This is a genomic window from Marinobacter sp. ANT_B65, from assembly GCF_002407605.1.
Classification (GTDB): Bacteria; Pseudomonadota; Gammaproteobacteria; order Pseudomonadales; family Oleiphilaceae; genus Marinobacter.
Genome location: NZ_NXGV01000004.1, coordinates 138,524 through 156,867, shown reverse-complemented (window position 1 = coordinate 156,867; position 18,344 = coordinate 138,524). Strand labels below are relative to the sequence as shown.

17 protein-coding genes are annotated in these 18,344 nt (G+C 54.7%); 13 read left to right on the top strand and 4 right to left on the bottom strand.

What is annotated here, in order from left to right:
• The first annotated feature begins 2 nt into the window (after nucleotides 1-2).
• The 7 genes from CPA50_RS16795 (at nucleotide 3) to CPA50_RS16765 (ending at nucleotide 6,624) form a co-directional block, all read left to right on the top strand.
• On the top strand, nucleotides 3-1,013 hold the full coding sequence (locus tag CPA50_RS16795) for an ABC transporter ATP-binding protein (protein ID WP_096783684.1): 1,011 nt from the start codon (nucleotides 3-5) through the stop codon (nucleotides 1,011-1,013).
• Entirely contained in the window at nucleotides 1,010-2,020 is a 1,011-nt protein-coding gene (locus CPA50_RS16790; protein WP_096783683.1) for an ABC transporter ATP-binding protein, read from the top strand. Before CPA50_RS16795 ends, CPA50_RS16790 begins: the two co-directional genes overlap by 4 nt.
• Nucleotides 2,021-2,106: 86 nt before the next feature.
• The gene (locus CPA50_RS16785) at nucleotides 2,107-3,021 is read left to right on the top strand and encodes a LysR family transcriptional regulator (protein ID WP_096783682.1); all 915 of its coding nucleotides are present in this window, start codon (nucleotides 2,107-2,109) and stop codon (nucleotides 3,019-3,021) included.
• The gene (gene pepQ / locus CPA50_RS16780) at nucleotides 3,014-4,306 is read left to right on the top strand and encodes a Xaa-Pro dipeptidase (protein WP_096783681.1); all 1,293 of its coding nucleotides are present in this window, start codon (nucleotides 3,014-3,016) and stop codon (nucleotides 4,304-4,306) included. The genes CPA50_RS16785 and pepQ overlap by 8 nt, the downstream gene beginning before the upstream one ends.
• Before the next feature lie 98 nt (nucleotides 4,307-4,404).
• Complete coding sequence (locus CPA50_RS16775) at nucleotides 4,405-4,611, top strand: bacterioferritin-associated ferredoxin (RefSeq protein WP_096783680.1); 207 nt, start codon at nucleotides 4,405-4,407, stop codon at nucleotides 4,609-4,611.
• 165 nt (nucleotides 4,612-4,776) lie between these two features.
• A complete protein-coding gene (bfr, locus tag CPA50_RS16770; RefSeq protein ID WP_096783679.1) occupies nucleotides 4,777-5,253 on the top strand; it encodes a bacterioferritin in 477 nt (158 codons plus the stop codon).
• Between the two features lie 9 nt (nucleotides 5,254-5,262).
• Nucleotides 5,263-6,624 carry a phosphomannomutase gene (locus CPA50_RS16765; RefSeq protein WP_096783678.1) on the top strand — a complete coding sequence of 454 codons (1,362 nt, stop codon included), beginning with the start codon at nucleotides 5,263-5,265 and terminating at the stop codon, nucleotides 6,622-6,624.
• A 174-nt stretch (nucleotides 6,625-6,798) separates the two neighbouring features.
• Here CPA50_RS16765 and CPA50_RS16760 read toward each other — a convergent pair whose 3' ends face one another.
• Together CPA50_RS16760 and CPA50_RS16755 are read right to left on the bottom strand one after the other, a co-directional pair.
• Nucleotides 6,799-7,923 carry a phospholipase A gene (locus CPA50_RS16760; protein WP_096783677.1) on the bottom strand — a complete coding sequence of 375 codons (1,125 nt, stop codon included), beginning with the start codon at nucleotides 7,921-7,923 and terminating at the stop codon, nucleotides 6,799-6,801.
• A 13-nt stretch (nucleotides 7,924-7,936) separates the two neighbouring features.
• Nucleotides 7,937-8,275, bottom strand: coding sequence for a hypothetical protein (locus tag CPA50_RS16755; protein ID WP_096783676.1), 339 nt, complete (start codon nucleotides 8,273-8,275; stop codon nucleotides 7,937-7,939).
• 199 nt (nucleotides 8,276-8,474) lie between these two features.
• Here CPA50_RS16755 and CPA50_RS16750 point away from each other — a divergent pair, with 199 nt between their 5' ends.
• The gene (locus tag CPA50_RS16750) at nucleotides 8,475-8,888 is read left to right on the top strand and encodes a c-type cytochrome (protein ID WP_096783675.1); all 414 of its coding nucleotides are present in this window, start codon (nucleotides 8,475-8,477) and stop codon (nucleotides 8,886-8,888) included.
• Between the two features lie 50 nt (nucleotides 8,889-8,938).
• Here the strand turns inward: CPA50_RS16750 and rep are convergent, their stop codons facing one another.
• Nucleotides 8,939-10,957 carry a DNA helicase Rep gene (gene rep, locus CPA50_RS16745; protein WP_096783674.1) on the bottom strand — a complete coding sequence of 673 codons (2,019 nt, stop codon included), beginning with the start codon at nucleotides 10,955-10,957 and terminating at the stop codon, nucleotides 8,939-8,941.
• A gap of 132 nt (nucleotides 10,958-11,089) precedes the next feature.
• Here rep and CPA50_RS16740 point away from each other — a divergent pair, with 132 nt between their 5' ends.
• The 4 genes from CPA50_RS16740 to rmf all read left to right on the top strand — a co-directional run bounded on the left by CPA50_RS16740 (nucleotide 11,090) and on the right by rmf (nucleotide 17,160).
• Nucleotides 11,090-12,826, top strand: a complete 1,737-nt coding sequence (locus CPA50_RS16740) for a putative bifunctional diguanylate cyclase/phosphodiesterase (RefSeq protein ID WP_096783673.1) — start codon at nucleotides 11,090-11,092, stop codon at nucleotides 12,824-12,826.
• Nucleotides 12,827-12,875: 49 nt separating this feature from the next.
• Entirely contained in the window at nucleotides 12,876-15,236 is a 2,361-nt protein-coding gene (locus CPA50_RS16735) for a Tex family protein (RefSeq protein ID WP_096783672.1), read from the top strand.
• 65 nt (nucleotides 15,237-15,301) lie between these two features.
• Nucleotides 15,302-16,855, top strand: coding sequence for a glutamate--cysteine ligase (gene gshA, locus CPA50_RS16730; protein WP_096783671.1), 1,554 nt, complete (start codon nucleotides 15,302-15,304; stop codon nucleotides 16,853-16,855).
• A gap of 89 nt (nucleotides 16,856-16,944) precedes the next feature.
• Entirely contained in the window at nucleotides 16,945-17,160 is a 216-nt protein-coding gene (gene rmf, locus CPA50_RS16725; RefSeq protein ID WP_096783670.1) for a ribosome modulation factor, read from the top strand.
• A 17-nt stretch (nucleotides 17,161-17,177) separates the two neighbouring features.
• Here the strand turns inward: rmf and fliL are convergent, their stop codons facing one another.
• On the bottom strand, nucleotides 17,178-17,639 hold the full coding sequence (gene fliL / locus CPA50_RS16720) for a flagellar basal body-associated protein FliL (RefSeq protein ID WP_179397255.1): 462 nt from the start codon (nucleotides 17,637-17,639) through the stop codon (nucleotides 17,178-17,180).
• Between the two features lie 96 nt (nucleotides 17,640-17,735).
• Between fliL and CPA50_RS16715 the strand changes: the two genes are divergently transcribed.
• Nucleotides 17,736-18,242, top strand: a complete 507-nt coding sequence (locus tag CPA50_RS16715) for a disulfide bond formation protein B (protein WP_096783803.1) — start codon at nucleotides 17,736-17,738, stop codon at nucleotides 18,240-18,242.
• The last annotated feature ends 102 nt before the right edge of the window (nucleotides 18,243-18,344 follow it).

Genomic DNA, 18,344 nt, shown 5'->3' with positions numbered 1-18,344 from the left:
CCATGAATAGCAACACACCACTGCTGGAAGTAAAAGACCTGGATGTTCGGTTTGCAGTTCGCGGCGGCGATCTCACGGCTTTGCGCGGTATCAGCTTCAGCCTTGATAAGGGGGAGCGGCTGGGCCTGGTTGGGGAGTCTGGTGCGGGTAAATCTGTAGCGGCCTTCTCTATCCTCAACCTGATTGCCCGCCCGGGTTATATCGCCGGCGGGCAGATACTGTTCGACGGCAGGGATCTGGCGGCAATGAGTGAACGGGAGCTGCGCAAGATCCGCGGTAATCGTATTGCCATGATTTTCCAGGATCCCATGATGACCCTCAATCCGGTGCTGAGCATTGGCACCCAGATGGTGGAGGCCATCAAGGCCCACCGTCGGATCAGTACAAAAGCGGCACGGGAAATTGCTCTGAGCAAACTGCGCAAGGTACAGATCCCTTCGCCGGAAAAACGGCTCGATCAGTATCCCCATGAATTGTCTGGCGGAATGCGCCAGCGTGTAATCATAGCCATTGCCCTGTTGCTGGATCCGGAAATCATCGTTGCCGATGAGCCCACCACAGCATTGGATGTGACCATACAGGCGGAAATCATGGCGTTGCTGCTGGATCTGTGCGAGCAGGAAAATGTAGCGCTGATGCTGATAACCCACGATCTGGGTGTGGTTTCCCAGGTAACCCAGCGCATGCTGGTGATGTATTCCGGCCGCATAATCGAGCAGGGGCCAACCCGGGAGGTTATTAATGATGCCCAGCACCCATACACTCAGGGGCTGATCAATGCGTTGCCCCAGATGGGCGAGCCAGGTGCACGGCTGTTTCAGATTCCCGGTTCCATGCCGTCCCTCAAGAATGTACCGACGGGCTGCCCGTTTCACCCACGCTGTAATTTCGCAACCGATCAGTGTCGGCAAACCATGCCTGAGTATGTGCGCTCCGGGAACGTGGATGTAGCGTGTTACGAGGTGAGCAATCTGATTGAACAGGAGAAAAAAATGCAGGAGGCCGGATCATGACCTCCCCACTGGTGGAAATTCGTGGCCTGGAAAAGCGGTTTGACCTGACTGGCGGCCTGCTGGAGCAGATCACCTTTCAAAACGGCCGATTCCGGCGCAGGCAGGAGGCCGTTCATGCCATCAATGGTGTTGATCTCCAGGTGCACAAAGGAGAGGCCTTGTGCGTGGTTGGCGAATCCGGCTGTGGCAAATCCACGGTCGCCCGCACGGTTATGGGTTTGTTATCGCCCAGCGCGGGAGAGGTACATTACGACGGCAGGCGCATTGATAATCTCAAAGGCCGGGATGTGCTGCCGTATCGTCGGAAAATGCAGATGATATTCCAGAATCCTTATGCGTCTCTTAATCCGCGCATGACGATTCAGCAGACTCTGGAAGAGCCGATCCATTTTCATCACCCGGAGCTTGCGCGCGATGAAGTGCGCAGCAAAGTGCAGGAGGTGATGCAGTCTGTGGGAATAGATCCGGACTGGGGCAGCCGGTTTGGTCATGAATTCTCTGGCGGCCAGCGCCAGCGTATTGCCATAGCCCGTGCGCTGGCAGTGGATCCTGAATTTATTGTAGCGGACGAACCCATTTCTGCATTGGATGTCTCCATCCAGGCTCAGGTTCTGAATCTGCTGATGGACGCCCAGGAAACCCGCAACCTGACCTATCTGTTTATTACCCATGATCTGGCGGTGGTTGAACATTTCGGCACCCGGGTCGCCGTGATGTATCTCGGACGGGTATGTGAGTTGTCAGATACCAAAACACTGTTTGCCGAGCCACGCCACCCCTATACCCAGGCCCTGCTGTCGGCGATCCCCAGGCTTGAAGACGACAGGCCCAGCCACATTCGTCTGCAGGGTGAAGTACCAACACCGGTCAATCTGCCATCTGGCTGCGTATTCCATGGTCGTTGCCCTTATGCCAACGAACGCTGTCGTCAGGAAATACCCCGGCTGATTGCCACTGATGGTGGTGCCCAGGTGGCCTGCCATGCGGTGGAGGAAGCGCGGTTGTAGGAGGGCGGTGCCCATGCGCTATGATGCGCCCGGTGGGTAGTCTTTGATCAACTGTCACTCTTTATCTGTCATTCGCTGGGGAGCCCATGGAAATACGCTGGCTGGAAGATTTTATGGCTTTGGCGCGTACGCGCCATTTTTCGCGGGCTGCCGAACTGCAGCACGTAAGCCAGCCTACATTCAGTCGTCGCATCAAGCTGCTCGAAGAAGCCATGGGCGCAACTCTGATCAACCGGCAGACTCTGCCTCTATCGCTGACGCCTGCCGGTGAGTGTTTTTTTGAATTGTGCCAGCGGGTAACCCGGGATGTCCGGGATGTGCGCAGCCAGATTGCCGATATGGAAGCAGAGGTGTCTGCGCGCATCAGTGTGGGCTCAACCCAGGGGCTTTTCTCTCATTTTTATCAACGCTGGGCCAGCGAGGCGGGTGTCGAAGATCGTCTGCAGCTTAACCTCAAAGCCACCAGCTGGGTTGGGGAGCAGTTTCTGGATGCTCTGGATAGTGGCGAATGTGATCTGGTGTTGTGCTATTGGCACCAGGACCTGCCCTGGCGTGACCGGCTGGTCCGGGGAGACTACGAATCCATTGTTCTTGCCCGGGAGTCGCTGGTGCCTGTGAGTGTGGTGGGGAGTAATGGTAAGCCCCGGTTTCCTCTGCCGGGCATGGCCGGGCAGACAGTGCCGCTGATTGCTTATCACTCACGGGGTTTTTTACAGTCTGCTATTGAGGCGCATCTGGGGCGCAGCAGGGATTCAGTGAACCTCCTGCCCCTGAACGAAAACACTCAGTCGGCAAGCATCAAAGCGCTGGTAAAACAGGGCTTTGGCATGGGTTGGCTGCCCAGTCGTATGACGGAAAAGAGCGAGCACTTCGGCAGTCTTACCCGGGCCGGCGACGAGCGCTGGGATGTTCCGCTGGAAATTCGTCTGATCCGCCGGCATGAGCCACGCTCAGATGACCTTTTGACCCTTTGGAAAAAACTGGAAAATCAACATGCCTGATACCGATCTGCTAACTCTTCAGATTGATCACGTGAATATTCTGCAGGTCCGCTATGAGCAGGTTCTGGCAGATCACGGATATGACAGCCTGCTTATCAGCTCAGGTGCAGCCCCCATGCGCTACGGTGATGATCAGTCCTGGCATTTTCATGGCTATGGGCCGTTTCTGCACTGGACAGGACTCACCGGCTTTGAGCACGCATGGCTGCTGATCCGGAAGGGCCGGAAGCCGCTTCTGTCACTGCATCAGCCTGTTGATTTCTGGCATGCAAGTCTTGAACTGGGTCAGGAGCCCTGGCTGTCAGAGTTTGAACTTCGCTTCAGTGAGCACCGCTGTGCACCGGAACTGGACAAGGTGGGGCGTCTGGCAGTGACAGGTGACCCTTCGCTGCTTGCGGAGGTGCCCGGAGAGCATAATTCCGGCGCGCTTTGTGCTGCGCTTGATGAAACACGGATACACAAGACCGCCTATGAAATTGCTTGCCTTGCTGAAGCAAACAAGCTGGCAATGGCAGGCCACCGCGCTGCACGCGATGCCTTTCTGGCCGGCGCCAGTGAATTTGAAATCAACCTGGCGTACCAGCTCGCAACGCAGCAGCGTGAGGCTGACGCGCCTTATCACAGCATTATCGGTGTGAATGAACATGCAGGTACATTGCACTACCAGTATTACGATGTGGTTGCGCCTGCCCAGTCCCGCAGCATGCTGATTGATGCCGGCGTGTGTTACCGGGGCTACTGCTCCGACGTCACCCGCACCACTGCGGGTCTGGGAGAAGGGCGCTTTGGTGCACTGGTGCAGGGGCTTGAGCAGTTACAGTTCCGGCTCTGCGGCATGGTGGCCCCGGGTGTTGATTACGTCGATATCCACCGTAAAACCCATCAGGGTATTGCCGCTTTACTGAGTGTCGCTGGCCTGGTCAATGACCTGAGTGAAGAGGACATGGTATCTGAAGGCGTTACACGGGCATTTTTCCCCCACGGCATCGGTCATTTTCTTGGCGTTCAGGTTCACGATGTTGCCGGTAAGCCGGTACCGCCTCCTGCAGACGCTCCCTTTCTTCGCCTGACCCGGACGCTTGAGCCGGGCATGGTGGTGACCATTGAGCCGGGGTTGTATTTTATACCCTCGTTGCTGGAACCTTTGCTGTCCGGCCCTCTCGGAGATCATCTGAACCGCCCGTTGATCGGGGAGCTTCAGGGGTGCGGCGGGATACGTATAGAGGACAACGTGGTTGTTACCGACTCGGGATATAGAAACCTGACCCGGGAGGCAGAGGCCTGAAGCTGTCCGTTGCACAGAATTAACACAGGGGGCTTGCAATTCTTGATGCTAATGACAATAATTATCACTACATTAATTGTCGTTGGTGAGATCGCATTATGTATGTATGCCTTTGCCATGGAGTCACAGACCGGGATATCCGCGAAGCTGCCGATAACGGAGTTTCTTCTATGCGCCAGCTTGGTAAAGAGCTGGGTGTAGGCACCCAGTGCGGACGCTGTGCATGTACTGCGCGCGCTATACTGCGTGAAAACCGCTCACCGGATTACCTGTCTCTGGCAAATATGCTGGCAAGCCCCGCCTGACACCCGTCGGGTTTTATTTCCTTTCCGCAATTTTGTAATGCGCCTTAAAGCGCTATCCTTACAGGGTGATGAGAGAGCTCAGAGAGCTTACTGAACCCGAACCAGCCTGTCGGTGTGCCGTTCTCCGGAAAGGGTATCAGCCGGCCAGGAATGAGGAGTGCTGCAATGAAAGGCGATAAGAAAGTCATCCAGTTTCTGAACAAAGTTCTTGCCAATGAACTGACGGCCATTAACCAGTATTTCCTGCATTCACGCATGTATAAAGACTGGGGTATCACCAAGCTCGCTGCCAAGGAATATGAAGAATCCATAGATGAGATGAAACATGCCGATCAACTGATCGAGCGTATTCTGTTTCTCGAAGGGCTGCCCAATCTGCAAGACCTGAACAAGCTGATGATCGGCGAGCACGTTGAGGAGATGATTGCCTGCGATCTGAAGATCGAGCACATTGCCCATGTCGATCTGAAAGAAGCGATTGTCTACTGTGAGTCAGTCAGCGATTACACCAGCCGTGAACTGTTCCGCAGCATTCTGGATAGTGAAGAAGAACACATTGACTGGCTGGAGACCCAGCTGGAGATGATCAATCAGATGGGTATTCAGAACTATATTCAGCTGCAATCTTCTGCTGCGGAGTAAAAACCGACAATGGACCTCTCCTGTTTTAAAGCCTACGACCTGCGAGGCAGCGTGCCTGAGCAGTTGAATCCGGTTCTTGCCGAACGTATCGGGCGTGCCTATGTGGAAATTACCGGTGCGAAAAAGGTTATTGTCGGGTACGACATTCGCCTTTCAAGCCCCGAAATCGCCGAAGCCCTGAACTCCGGCCTCATGGCTGCAGGTGCCGACGTGTTCGATATAGGGTTGTGTGGCACCGAGTACGTTTACTTTGCTACCAGCCATTACGGGATGGATGGTGGCATCATGGTTACCGCCAGCCACAACCCCAAAAATCACAATGGCATGAAAATGGTGGGGCCGGAGTCCCGCCCGATCAGCTCCGATAACGGACTGAATGATATCCGTGACCGGGTGCTTGAGCCCTTTACCGATGCGCCGGTCCGGGGGAAATATGAAACACTGGAAGTTACCAGTGCTTATATAGATCACTTGCTGGGATACATTGACGCAGCAGCTCTGAGCCCTATGAAAATTGTCGTCAACGCCGGAAATGGTGGCGCCGGGCTGGTGATTGACGAACTCGAAAAACACCTGCCTTTCGAGTTCATCAAAGTGCACCATCAGCCAGATGGTAACTTCCCCAACGGTGTGCCCAATCCGATTCTCGAAGAAAACCGGGCAGCTACCGCTGATGCTGTGATCAAACACGGTGCGGCCATGGGCATTGCCTGGGACGGCGATTACGACCGCTGTTTCTTCTTTGATGAAAATGGCCGGTTTATTGAAGGCTATTATATTGTCGGCCTGCTGGCAGATCAGTTCCTGCGTAAAACCGGCCCCGGCAAAGTTATCCACGATCCGAGACTGATCTGGAACACGCAGGATCTGGTGCAAGCGGCCGGTGGTGAAGCCATCGAAAGTAAAACCGGACACGCCTTCATCAAACAGCGTATGCGCGATGAAGATGCCGTATACGGCGGCGAAATGAGCGCGCATCACTACTTCCGGGATTTTGCCTACTGTGACAGTGGCATGATTCCCTGGTTGCTGATCGCGGAACGTCTGTGCCAGTCCGGAAAGCCCTTTTCCTCGCTTATCGACGCTCGCATCGAAGCCTACCCGGCCAGCGGCGAAATCAACCGCACCATCAATGAGCCGGCCAGGGTGATTGCGGCCATTGAGGAAAAATACGCTGCCGGTGCAAAAAGCGTCAGCTACGTAGACGGCCTCAGTGTGGAATTCGACAACTGGCGCTTCAACCTGCGCATGTCCAATACGGAGCCCGTTGTTCGCCTGAACGTGGAATCCCGCGGTGACATACCCTTGATGAAGGCGAAAACTGAAGAGTTGCTCGCAGAAATGGAGCGGTTGAATAGCCTGAAAGGATAATCTGTGCTTTTTGTATCAGGCTATTCAGTAGTAGCGGTTGGCGTAGCCGTGCGAGTTGCGAAAACTGTGCGGAGCCATGGATGGCGGAGCTCAAGCGTCACATGGATGTGCCGTAAGGAGCGTGTTTTCGCAACTCGCACGGCTACGCCAACTTACACTGGAACCTGATAAAACTCAGAGCCAGTCGTTCAGCATAATCCCAAGCCCGAACCGCTCAATCCGGTGATTGTAATCAATCAGACTCTCCCCGTGCCCATTGTAATACTGGAAGAACCCCTTGATCGTATCGCCAATAGGGAAGCTGTAACCAAATTCAACTGACGTACGGTTGTCCGAGCGCAGATTGTTCATCAGTTTCAATGAAAGCGTCCGGTCTTCAGCGAGTTTGTAAATAGCATGGTAGTTGGCATACCCCAGATAGCTCTCGATATCCGCATTATCATCCTTGCTGGTTTCCGGAATCCGGTACCAGGGCTCCACAACAAAAAGCCAGCGATCACGGGTAAAGCCGGCGCTGGCCATAATCCGGTTCCAGCTCCGGGAACGGGGCTCTGACTGGCCGTTGGACTGGTGGTTGAAGCCAATCGTCATACCGCTCAGGGTAACGGCACCCAGATTCCAGTTTGTCTGATGGCGCAGGAAAACCTCGGGTTCATAGTTGGTTTCCCTGAAGGGTGCGGATTCGTCCTGGTTATAAACCTGCCAGAATGAACGTTGCGTATAACCAAACCACAAGGTTGTGCGATCTTCCAGTAAGCCCGTCAGCAGAGGAACCTTGAAGCTGATCTGGTACTTGGCTTCCTCATTCTCCAGGCCGTAATCGTAGCCGGTGGCCCCCAGTCTTGGATTGGTTGGCGTGCTGTTCGGATCCTCTACCCAGGTAATAGGCAGGATATAAGTAGGGCGGTGGCTTATAAAACTGCCTGAAAACGAAAACAAGGCTTTCTCTGCAGTTATGTAGTTATCAACTATGTTGTTCATGATGTTGCTGTCGGGGGCTTCTTCGCCCGAGCCATCTGCAACCTGCTCCTGGGCATCGTTGTCAGGGGCCAGAGTGACGACCGCCTGCTCAACTTCGTTCACTTCCTGCTCGGTGGCCTGGTCACGGGCCGTTTTCGGGTCTTTGAGGTGGTCGTAGCAGGCCAGACGCTGCACGCCATCCTGAATCAGCGCGCAGTCTTCAGCGGATGTAATCCGGCGCTCGTCTGCTGATGTGGTTTCCTGTGCAGTCGTCAGTGCGGGCCACAGCAGAGCAAGGGTGGCGGCTGCAGAGACACTGGCGTTGAGATGATTGTGCATGGTCCTGATCTCTCTATGCTGCATTGAGGCTGAGCCACGTATTGGCAATGCCGTAAACCCAGACACCAATCAGGGTAATGGCCAGTAGTGAAAAAACGACTTTGTGCCGGCGCTGATTTGCAGCATTCGCTGCTACTATCCACCGCAGATACATCAGGCCAATGAAACTCAGGAAAACCGCAAGGCTTGCGAACGCGGGTATCAGGAGCCACGCGGGGTTGATACTATGGCCCGTATCCGTCTGGTTCGAAAACCAGCCCATGGATGCCAGCAGTACTGCCAAGGCGCTGAATTCTGTAATCAGGAGTGTTTTGCGCACAGGGTGAGGGACGGGTTTCTCCGGGTTGTTCATGAATCGGATCCTGGAAGTTCTGGAGTAGTCTGCGACATGGTAACCGGATGTCGCGAAAGAGTCTCCACGCATACGTAATGGCAATAAAAATGGTGGAAATCAATTTATGATTTTGCTATTCGGTTTTTTTGCCGGGGTTCAGTCGCTATAATGCGGCAATCAAATATTATAACGCTCAAATGCGAGGTGCATTGTGAAGATGAAGAGAGTCCTGGCTGTCGTATTGCTTGGTTTTGGCATTACTGCCGGCGCCGCTATGGCAAGTGTTGAAGATGAAATCCGTGCGCGTATTCAGCCTGTCGGCGAAGTCTGTCTGCAGGGTGACGAGTGTGGTGAAGCTGCCGCTGCAACCGAAACAGCCAGCTCAGGCCCCCGCTCAGGCAGCGAAGTTTATGGCGCTGTGTGCATGGCGTGTCATACCACTGGCGCAGCAGGTGCACCGGTTATTGGCAACTCTGAAGCCTGGGCACCTCGTATCGATAAGGGTATGGAAACATTGCTCAATCATGCACTCAACGGCTTTAACGCTATGCCAGCCAAGGGTGGCTGTGCCAGCTGCGCGGATGAGGAAATCCAGGCGGCTGTGGAACACATGGTGGCAGAGAGCCAGTAGGATCCAGGCGCTTGCTGTCAAAAACCCCGCTGAATGCGGGGTTTTTGCTTTCAGAGCCCCAGATCACCGAGAAGGGCGCTTAATGTAGCCTTGCCTTTTTTCTGGTTGGCTTCCGCATCCAGATCTCCGGTGCCCTCCCAGCGCACATCGTCTTGGGGAAGTTCGTCCAGGAACCTGCTGGGAATGGTTTCTATCTTTTCGCCATACTGTCTGCGCTGTGCAGCGTAGGTCAGGGTCAGAGTTTCTTTTGCGCGGGTAATTCCCACGTACATCAGGCGCCGCTCCTCCTCGATATTACCTTCTTCAATGCTGGAGCGGTGCGGCAGAATTTCTTCCTCCAGGCCAAGAATGAATACGTGAGGAAACTCCAGGCCCTTGGATGCGTGCAGGGTCAGCAGTTGTACCTTGTCGCTGTCGTCCTCTTCTTCCCGCTGTTCCATCATGTCGCGCAGAATCAGCTTGGTGATGGCATCTTCGATGCCCAGTTCGTCCGCAGTGCCCTTTCCGTCGTCCAGCATCCGCTGGATCGAGTCCACCAGATACCAGATGTTTTCCATGCGCTTTTCGGCCTGCTTTGGCGTTCCGGAGTTCTGGAGTAACCACTCTTCATACTCTATATCTGTGAACAGCTGTTTGATTACAGGTATCGGGTTCTCACTGTGCAGTCGTTCGCAGGTAGTATCCACCCAGTGGGCAAAGCGTCGCAGCCGGTCCAGGCCTTTTTCGGTTACATGGGTTTCTGCGCCCATATCACTCAGTGCCCGGAAGAGGCTGACATTGCGGGAGCGGGCATAGTGACTCAGCTGCTCAAGGGTGCGCGGGCCAATTTCGCGCCTCGGCACGTTAACAACCCGCAAGAAGGCGGCATCATCGTCCGGGTTGATGAGCAGACGCAGATACGACATGGCGTCCTTGATCTCGTTTTTTGAGAAAAACGACTGGCCGCCGGAGATGCGATAGGGAATCTGGTAAGCCTGCAGCTTCATCTCCAGCAGACGAGCCTGGTGATTGCCCCGGTAAAGTACGGCAAAGTCCCGGAACTCAAGCCCCTTTTTCAGCTTCTGGTCCAGGATTTCAGTGGCTACCCGCTCGGTTTCGGCGTCTTCGTTGCGGCACCGGACGATGCGGATTTCATCACCAATAGTGTGGTCACTCCACAGAGCTTTTTCGAATACGTGGGGGTTATTGGCAATGACTGTATTGGCACTGCGCAGAATGCGTGAAGTGGAGCGGTAGTTCTGTTCCAGCTTTACAATTTTGAGGCTTGGGAAGTCTTCTTTAAGCTGGGCCAGATTTTCCGGCCGTGCGCCTCTCCAGGCATAAATCGACTGGTCATCGTCACCAACAACGGTAAATGCAGAGCGCTCAGCGACCAGCATTCTTACCAGTTCATACTGGCACAGGTTGGTATCCTGGTATTCGTCCACCAGCATGTAGCGGATTTTCCTGCGCCATTTTGCAAGCACATCCGGATTACTGCGGAACAGCTGCACCGGGAGAAGAATCAGATCGTCGAAATCGACGGCGTTGTATGCCTTCAGGTACTCATTATAATGTTTGTAGACTATAGCAATGCGTTGTTCCCGCTCGTCCGCTGCTTTGCTGTATGCTTCGGGGGGGCTGCGCAAGGCATTCTTCCAGGAAGAGATAGTCATCTGGACATCGTTGAGTTCATCGCCGGCATCGGCACTCGCTTCCCGGAGCATCAGGTCCCGTAACAGGGCTTTGGCATCTTCAGCGTCAAAAATTGAGAAGCCCGGGTGGTACCCCAGATGAGTGTGTTCCTCCCGGATCATGTTCAGCCCGAGATTGTGAAAAGTGGATACAATAAGCCCGCGGGCCAGTTTTCTGTCGACAATCCGGCTTACCCGCTCTTTCATTTCGCGGGCCGCCTTATTGGTGAATGTAACGGCGGCGATATGGCGCCCCGGGATGCCAAGGTGTTCGATCAGATAGGCGATTTTCCGGGTAATTACGCTGGTCTTACCGCTGCCGGCACCGGCCAGCACCAGAAGCGGGCCATCGGTGTAGCGAACAGCCTCGTTTTGTCGCGGATTAAGTTTGTTCACAAATTCACTGCCAGAATGGATTGAAACGGAGGGGGCTCTTGGTATGACAATAGTCTACACCAGCCTGACTGTACCTTGTCGATCTATCGGCTATCCTTTTAATTTGCTCACGCACCCATGGACCCATGCTTAATGACCTTGCCATTGGAAACTGTCGGACATGACCAGCTTCGCGTCCTGGTTCTGACGCCTTGTTATCCCGACTTTCTCTGGCTGAGGGCACTGCTGACAGGCGATCCTGAAATTTACCCGGATTTGACCTGGTGTCCGGATCTGGCGGATTGTGATGACCTGATCCGCAATGCGAAATTCGACATTATTGTCTGGAATTGCGTGCTTTATGGAGAGTCAGAAACTGTTTTTTTGCAGTATCTGGCGGTTGCCAGTGGAGGCAGGCCGGTTCTGGCGTTGAGCGCTGAAACTCCGCGCGAGCGTGCGGCGGAGTTACTTTCCAGTGGTGCGGCAGACTATCTGAGTCGTCAGGAGCTTGATTGCTGGAGCTTTCGCAGGGCGGTGAAGTGCACCTGGTATCGTGAGCAGCTGGCCAATTCCACCCATAGCCAATTGAGCAGAGGCGTTGCAAGCGGCTTCATTAACCGCGACCTGTTCTTTGACAGGTTGCAGCAGGCGTTGCTCAGAGCCCAGCGGGGAAGCCAGAGGCTGGCATTGTTGCACCTGAATATCGATGATTTCCGCAGTATTAATGAGTCCTTTGGTTACCAGAAAAGTGATCAGCTGATGATTATAATCGCAGCCCAGGTCCGGCAAGGGTTGCGTCGCGTGGATTCCCTGATGCGTATTGGTGGTGACGAACTGGCGATTATTATTGAGAAAATTGAAGACTCGCTGGATATCACTCAAATCATACGGAAAATCGTCAATACCCTTGATGAGCCGGTAATGATTGACGGCCAAAGTGTCGTGGTCAGCGCCAGTCTGGGTGTGGCTACCTATCCGGAAGCCGGGGACAGCCCCGAGAATCTCATGCGCAGGGCTAACCGGGCGATGTTCGAAGCCAAGCGGGATCCGGGCACAAGCTACCGTTTTTACGATCGCCAGCTGCATATTTCAGCTGGCTACCAGCTTCGGCTGGAGGCGGACCTTCGCAATGCGCTCAGGGCTGATGAACTGGAGCTGTATTATCAGCCAAGAATTGACCTGGCCAGCAATGAAGTGCGCGGCGTTGAGTGTCTGTTGCGCTGGAACCACCCTGAGCGGGGCCTGATCGGGCCGGATGAGTTCATACCGGTCGCCGAACGCAGTGGTCTTATTGTGCCCATCGGTTACTGGGTGATCGAGCAGGCCTGTAAGCGCCTGCATGAATCTTCTGAACTCGGGTTTCCCGGGTTGGTATTTGCCGTTAACCTGTCGTTCAGGCAGTTCCATGACCGCAAAATGACGGAAACCATATTCCGCATTATCTTCAATGCCAATGTTGATACCAGCCTGCTTGAGCTGGAGCTGACAGAAAGTGCCATGATGCATGATCCTGAATACGCTCAGCGCTGCCTGCGGGAGCTCAATCAGCTGGGGATCAGTTTTGCGCTTGACGACTTCGGGACAGGTTTTTCCTCTCTGAGTAACCTCCAGCACCTGCCAATCTCGCTGGTTAAAATCGACAAGTCCTTTGTGCAGGCTCTGGGCGAGTCTGCCGATGCCGAGCACATTATCCGGGCTATTATCAGCCTGGCACACAGTCTCCAGATGAGCGTTGTAGCTGAAGGCGTTGAGACTGAGGGGCAGCTGGAGTTTCTGCGCCAGCAGCATTGCGATGAAATCCAGGGTTACTATTATGCCCGCCCCCTGCCTTGGGCTGATCTTGTTCGATTTCTGACCGAGTGGGGTCAGTCCGCTTGCCTGCAACTCTAAGCCGCTGTACCTTTGCTGCTTTATCAGAAACGCATCAGGCAGAGATTGCATGAACAGTATTTCCAGACGCATCGCTGACGAACTCGGTGTAAGAGAGCAGCAGGTCAACGCCACAGTCGCCCTGTTGGACGAAGGCTCCACCGTTCCGTTTATTGCCCGTTATCGTAAAGAGGTGACTGGCTCCCTGGATGATAGCCAGCTGCGTACCCTTGAAGAACGCCTGCGTTACCTCAGGGAGTTGGAGGACCGGCGAGGCACTATTCTCAAGAGCATTGAGGAGCAGGGCAAGCTGACCGATGAGCTGCGGGCCAGTATTCAGGATGCGGATACCAAGAACCGTCTGGAAGATCTTTACCTTCCCTATAAACCCAAACGCCGCACGAAAGCGCAGATTGCCCGGGAAGCAGGCCTCGAACCTCTGGCTGACGCCTTGTATGGCGATCCGACGCTGGAGCCGGAAACCACGGCTAAAGGTTACATCAACAAGGATGCAGGTGTTGATGACACCAAAGCTGCCCTCGACGGTGCCCGCTATATTCTGATGGAGCGTTTTGCCGAGGATGCGGAACTCTTGGGTGAGCTGCGGGACCTGATCTGGCAGCAGGGACAACTGAAGGTTACCGTAATCGAGGGCAAAGAGAACGAAGGCGCCAAGTTCCGGGATTACTTCGATCATGTGGAACCCTTGAAGAAGGTGCCCTCACATCGTGCTCTGGCAATTCTGCGTGGCCGCAACGAAGGCATTCTCGCCTATACATTGGTTGTGGGTGATGCAGATGATGATCGCCGTCAGCCGCACCCGGCTGAGCAACGTATCGCTGCTCGCTGGAACATCCGTGACAAGGGGCGTGCTGCGGATAAATGGCTTTCAGAGGTGGTGCGCTGGACCTGGCGGGTAAAGCTGTCTACGCAGATCGAGACAGATCTGGTGTCCCAGGTGCGGGAAGCGGCCGAGACTGAGGCCATCAACGTGTTTGCGGCCAACCTCAAGGATCTGTTGTTGCTGGCCCCGGCCGGACCACGCCCGACCCTGGGGCTGGACCCCGGTCTGCGTACTGGCGTGAAGGTGGCTGTTATTGACGGTACCGGCCAGGTTGCCGGGCATGGCGCCATCTTCCCTCACGCGCCGAAGAATCAGTGGGACGGCTCCATTGAAAAGCTTGCAGCCTGGTGTCGTGAGTATCGTATTGAGCTGGTTGCCATCGGCAACGGAACAGCGTCCCGGGAAACTGAGAAGCTGGTCGGCGATCTCTGCAAGCGTTATCCGGAACTCAAGCTTGCCCGGATTGTAGTGAGTGAGTCTGGCGCATCGATTTATTCGGCTTCGGAATTCGCCTCAAAAGAATTGCCCGATCTGGATGTCACCATCCGTGGAGCTGTGTCGATTGCGCGCCGCCTGCAGGACCCGCTGGCCGAACTGGTGAAGATTGAGCCCAAGTCCATTGGCGTTGGCCAGTACCAGCATGACGTATCCCAGGTGCAGCTTTCCCGCAGTCTGGACGCAGTTGTTGAGGACTGTGTTAACGGTGTTGGCGTGGACCTGAATACGGCCTCTGCGCCTCTGCTGTCAAGAGTGTCCGGCCTGAATCAGACCATAGCCCAGAACATCATTGAATTCCGCAATCAGAACGGCATGTTCCGTAACCGCAAACAGCTGTTGAAAGTGTCCCGCCTGGGTGACAGAACCTTCGAGCAGGCGGCAGGCTTTCTGCGCATTGCCAGTGGAGAGAATCCCCTGGACCGGTCATCGGTTCACCCTGAAGCCTATGGTGTGGTTGAGGCGATTGCGGCAAAGAATAACCGTAAAGTTGACAACATTATTGGCGATGCAGCGTTTCTGCGTGGCCTGAACCCCCAGGATTACGTAACCGATAAGTTTGGTGTGCCAACCATACGGGATATCCTGTCTGAGCTTGAGAAACCGGGCCGGGATCCGCGTCCTGAGTTCCGGTTTGCGAGCTTTGAGGAAGGGGTAGAAACCCTTGGCGATCTTGAGCCCGGAATGATTCTGGAAGGCTCTGTCACCAATGTCACCAATTTCGGCGCATTTGTTGATATAGGCGTTCACCAGGATGGGTTGGTACATATTTCCGCACTTTCCCATACCTTTGTGAAAGATCCCCGCGAAGTGGTCAAGGCCGGAGATATAGTGAAGGTTAAAGTCATGGAGGTGGATATCCCGCGTAAGCGAATTGCGCTGTCTATGCGTATGGATGACCAGCCGGGTGAAAAAGCAGACTCAAAGCGGTCAGGTGCCACGCGCGCAGACGGTCGCCAGAACGCTGGTAGCCGCAATGGGCAGGCAGCGGGCAAGTCTGCACCCAGAGTTCAGAACAAGGGCGCTGACTCCGGTGCTATGGCCGGAGCCCTGGCTCAGGCGTTTGCATCGGCGCGCAAGGATAAGCGTTAAGCGGTTTCAACTATTTCCACCAACCGGCGCCTGCCACAGGGCGCCGGTTGCAGCAGGAGTCAATCATGGCCGAGTCTCGCCATTCTGTGTTCCGCCAGTTCGCAGCCAGCGACTGGAACGGGTTTCTGAAAGGGGTAGAGAAAGAAGGTTTGCGTGTTGACCGTAATGGGTTCATTGCACAGACTCCTCACCCCGAGGTCCTGGGCTCGGCGCTTACGCATCCGTCCATTACAACGGACTATTCTGAGTCCCTTCTGGAACTGATAACGCCAGTGTGCAGCAGTACTCCGGCGATGCTGGAATCCCTGCGGAATACTCATCGCTTTGTTCAGCAGAACCTGGGCGATGAGGTTTTCTGGCCAGCCAGTATGCCTTGTGAGCTGGATGGTGATGCCAGTATTCCCATTGCCGATTACGGAACCTCGAATGTCGGCCGTCTCAAACACGTATACCGGCAAGGTCTGGCAGTACGTTACGGGCGAATGATGCAGAGCATTGCAGGTGCACACTATAACCTCTCGCTGCCGGACAGCTTCTGGGAAAAGTGGCAGGGTGCGCTCGGCGACCAGCAGAGCATGAAGGACTTTAAGTCCGACCAGTATTTCTGGCTGATTCGCAATTTTCGCCGCAGAAGCTGGTTGCTGATGTTGCTGTTTGGCGCTTCGCCTGCGCTGGATGCAAGTTTTGTTGCGGGCGTGCGTCACGACCTCAGCCGTTTTGATGATCGCAGCTGGTTTGGTAAACAGGCGACGTCTTTGCGCATGGGGGATCTGGGCTACCACAACAATGCCCAGTCTTCGCTTAATATCTGCTTCAACAAGCTTGGCACCTATACACAGACTCTGGATCGGGCCATTCATACCAAGTGGCCAGCCTACGAAGCGATAGGCACCCGGCGTGACGGGGAATTTATCCAGATCAACACCAGCATTCTGCAAATAGAAAACGAGTATTACAGTGCTGTGCGCCCTAAACGCACCGCCCGGAGTGGAGAAAAACCGATCCAGGCGCTCGACGCCCGGGGCGTGGAATATGTTGAGGTGCGCTGTCTGGATCTGGATCCCTTCTCTCCGGTAGGTGTTAATGAAGCCCAGGTCGATTTCCTTGATCTGTTCCTGCTTGATTGTCTGCTATCAGAATCACCGCAAATTGATGATGCCGAGTGCCGGGTACTGGACGACAGCTTCAAAGACGTTGTCGCGAAAGGCCGTGATCAGGAGCTTACTCTGTGCCGGGATGGCGAGCCTACGCTCATTGGTGAGGCTGCCCAGGCTGTGCTGCGTCAGCTTGAGCCTCTGGCTGAAATGCTGGATAGCTGGAACGGTGGGGATGTTTATCGCAAGGCTTTGCTGGCCCAGCGCGGCATATTGTCGGGGGATAATCAGGTGCCTTCAGCGCGGGTTATTGATTCGATGCGGGCTTCCGGGTTGGGGCATCGAGACTGGGCAATGGAGATGGCGCTTGGGCATCAGAACACGCTCCGGCAGGAAGGCATGGAAGCTGGCGTGCAGGCTGCATTCATGGCTGCCAGTAAAGATTCACTGGCAGAGCAGAAGCAGATAGAAGCATCAGATACCCTGGAGTTCGGTGACTTTCTTGAGCAGTATCTGCGCTCATGAAGGGTTTGCGTCACAGAAGCTGAACAATAATTTGTCACTTTCTGACCCTGGTGGTAATTTGCACAGTATCAGTTACAGGGAGAAGTGGCATGGCAAGGGACATCAAACTCGGCTGGGATGTCGAGGCATTGAATAAGGCTTATCGCCAGGGCTACATGGCAGCCTCAGTGGGTATGGATAAGACCCGCTGTCCCTATCGCGGTGAAGTCGTTGTAGCAGCCTGGGAAGCCGGTTGGGATGATGCGGGTGACACTGTCCGGGAGAGGCGTGCCACAGGTGGCGACCTGTTTTCCCGGATTGCCTGAACCCGCCTGTTTCCGCACTATTTTTGTACTACGAATTCCGTAAACAGCACGCCGGTAATAGCCTCGCCGGTATGTTGTTCTTCCAGCGCCTTGTTTATCCGGGATTTTGCTTCTTCGCGCAGAGCTTTCTGGCCATCCATCGTTGTCAGTGTTTCTGTGTCTGTCTGCTCACCAAACAGCATCACAAGCTCGTGGCGTAGCCTGGGCATGTGGGCGGTAATGGCTGTTCGTGTTTCCTGCCGGGAAGCCCGGAGGGTAACCGCTGCTTTCAGATAGGTCAGTTTGCCGTCCGGGGTTCCGACATGGGTTACAAACGCTGGCTCCATGGCAATGTAATCAGTGACACCTGATTCTGCGGCAGTTTCCTCGCTGGCGTCGGCGGTATCTTCCGCCCAGGCTGCAGAGATTGTTGAGAACAGCAGGAACAGACTGAATAAAACGAATTTTGGCTGAGGTGTCATAAGCTTGCAGTTAGTCATGGTTTAGGGTTTAGTGACAAAATCAGCAGCGTTTCCGCCGGATAAACCGAGAATAGCAGGCCCGGCGGAGTATTTGTGGAAAACCGAGGAAACTTTGTGAAAGGACGAGCAATTTTTGCACTTGTTTTTGTTGTCTGTGCCGGATTGTTGGGCGTGGCGTTTTACATGGAGCATGTGATGGGGCTGGAGCCGTGTCCTTTGTGCTGGCTTCAGCGTTTCGGCTTTATGGGCGTTGGCCTGGTAAGTTTTGTGGCTGCTTTGCACGGTCCGGGGCAGTTGGGGTTGCGCTTGTATGGTCTGTTGCTTGCGGTAACGGCAGGTGCAGGGCTTGGCATGGCGGGGCGCCAGTTGTGGCTGCAGAGCTTGCCGGCAGATCAGGTGCCCGCTTGTGGCCCTTCTGTAGACTATATGCTTGAGGTGCTTCCCCTGGGAGAAGTGCTTTCCACAGCTCTCAAAGGCACCGGAGACTGCGCAGCAGTAGTCTGGCGTTTTCTCGGGTTAAGTATTCCAGGCTGGACGGCTGTCTTTTTCGCTTTACTGGTTGTTGTGGGCCTGGGCATGCTGTTTCACCGGGGAAAACCAAAAGGCTGGATCCCTGGCTGAAACGGTTGCGACAGGCAGCGGGCTTGGGTTAACTTGAGCCTGACTTAACAAATATCAGCATCAGGGCCGGCTGGTTGGATTATAAAGTGGAGAACAGGCGTC

Coding starts and splice junctions, on each gene's coding strand:
- rmf (WP_096783670.1), top strand. CDS start 16,945: ATGGCAAGGGACATCAAACTCGGCTGGGATGTCGAGGCATTGAATAAG.
- fliL (WP_179397255.1), bottom strand. CDS start 17,639: ATGACTAACTGCAAGCTTATGACACCTCAGCCAAAATTCGTTTTATTC.
- CPA50_RS16785 (WP_096783682.1), top strand. CDS start 2,107: ATGGAAATACGCTGGCTGGAAGATTTTATGGCTTTGGCGCGTACGCGC.
- CPA50_RS16765 (WP_096783678.1), top strand. CDS start 5,263: ATGGACCTCTCCTGTTTTAAAGCCTACGACCTGCGAGGCAGCGTGCCT.
- CPA50_RS16775 (WP_096783680.1), top strand. CDS start 4,405: ATGTATGTATGCCTTTGCCATGGAGTCACAGACCGGGATATCCGCGAA.
- gshA (WP_096783671.1), top strand. CDS start 15,302: ATGGCCGAGTCTCGCCATTCTGTGTTCCGCCAGTTCGCAGCCAGCGAC.
- CPA50_RS16755 (WP_096783676.1), bottom strand. CDS start 8,275: ATGAACAACCCGGAGAAACCCGTCCCTCACCCTGTGCGCAAAACACTC.
- bfr (WP_096783679.1), top strand. CDS start 4,777: ATGAAAGGCGATAAGAAAGTCATCCAGTTTCTGAACAAAGTTCTTGCC.
- CPA50_RS16760 (WP_096783677.1), bottom strand. CDS start 7,923: ATGCACAATCATCTCAACGCCAGTGTCTCTGCAGCCGCCACCCTTGCT.
- pepQ (WP_096783681.1), top strand. CDS start 3,014: ATGCCTGATACCGATCTGCTAACTCTTCAGATTGATCACGTGAATATT.
- CPA50_RS16790 (WP_096783683.1), top strand. CDS start 1,010: ATGACCTCCCCACTGGTGGAAATTCGTGGCCTGGAAAAGCGGTTTGAC.
- CPA50_RS16735 (WP_096783672.1), top strand. CDS start 12,876: ATGAACAGTATTTCCAGACGCATCGCTGACGAACTCGGTGTAAGAGAG.
- CPA50_RS16795 (WP_096783684.1), top strand. CDS start 3: ATGAATAGCAACACACCACTGCTGGAAGTAAAAGACCTGGATGTTCGG.
- CPA50_RS16740 (WP_096783673.1), top strand. CDS start 11,090: ATGACCTTGCCATTGGAAACTGTCGGACATGACCAGCTTCGCGTCCTG.
- CPA50_RS16750 (WP_096783675.1), top strand. CDS start 8,475: ATGAAGAGAGTCCTGGCTGTCGTATTGCTTGGTTTTGGCATTACTGCC.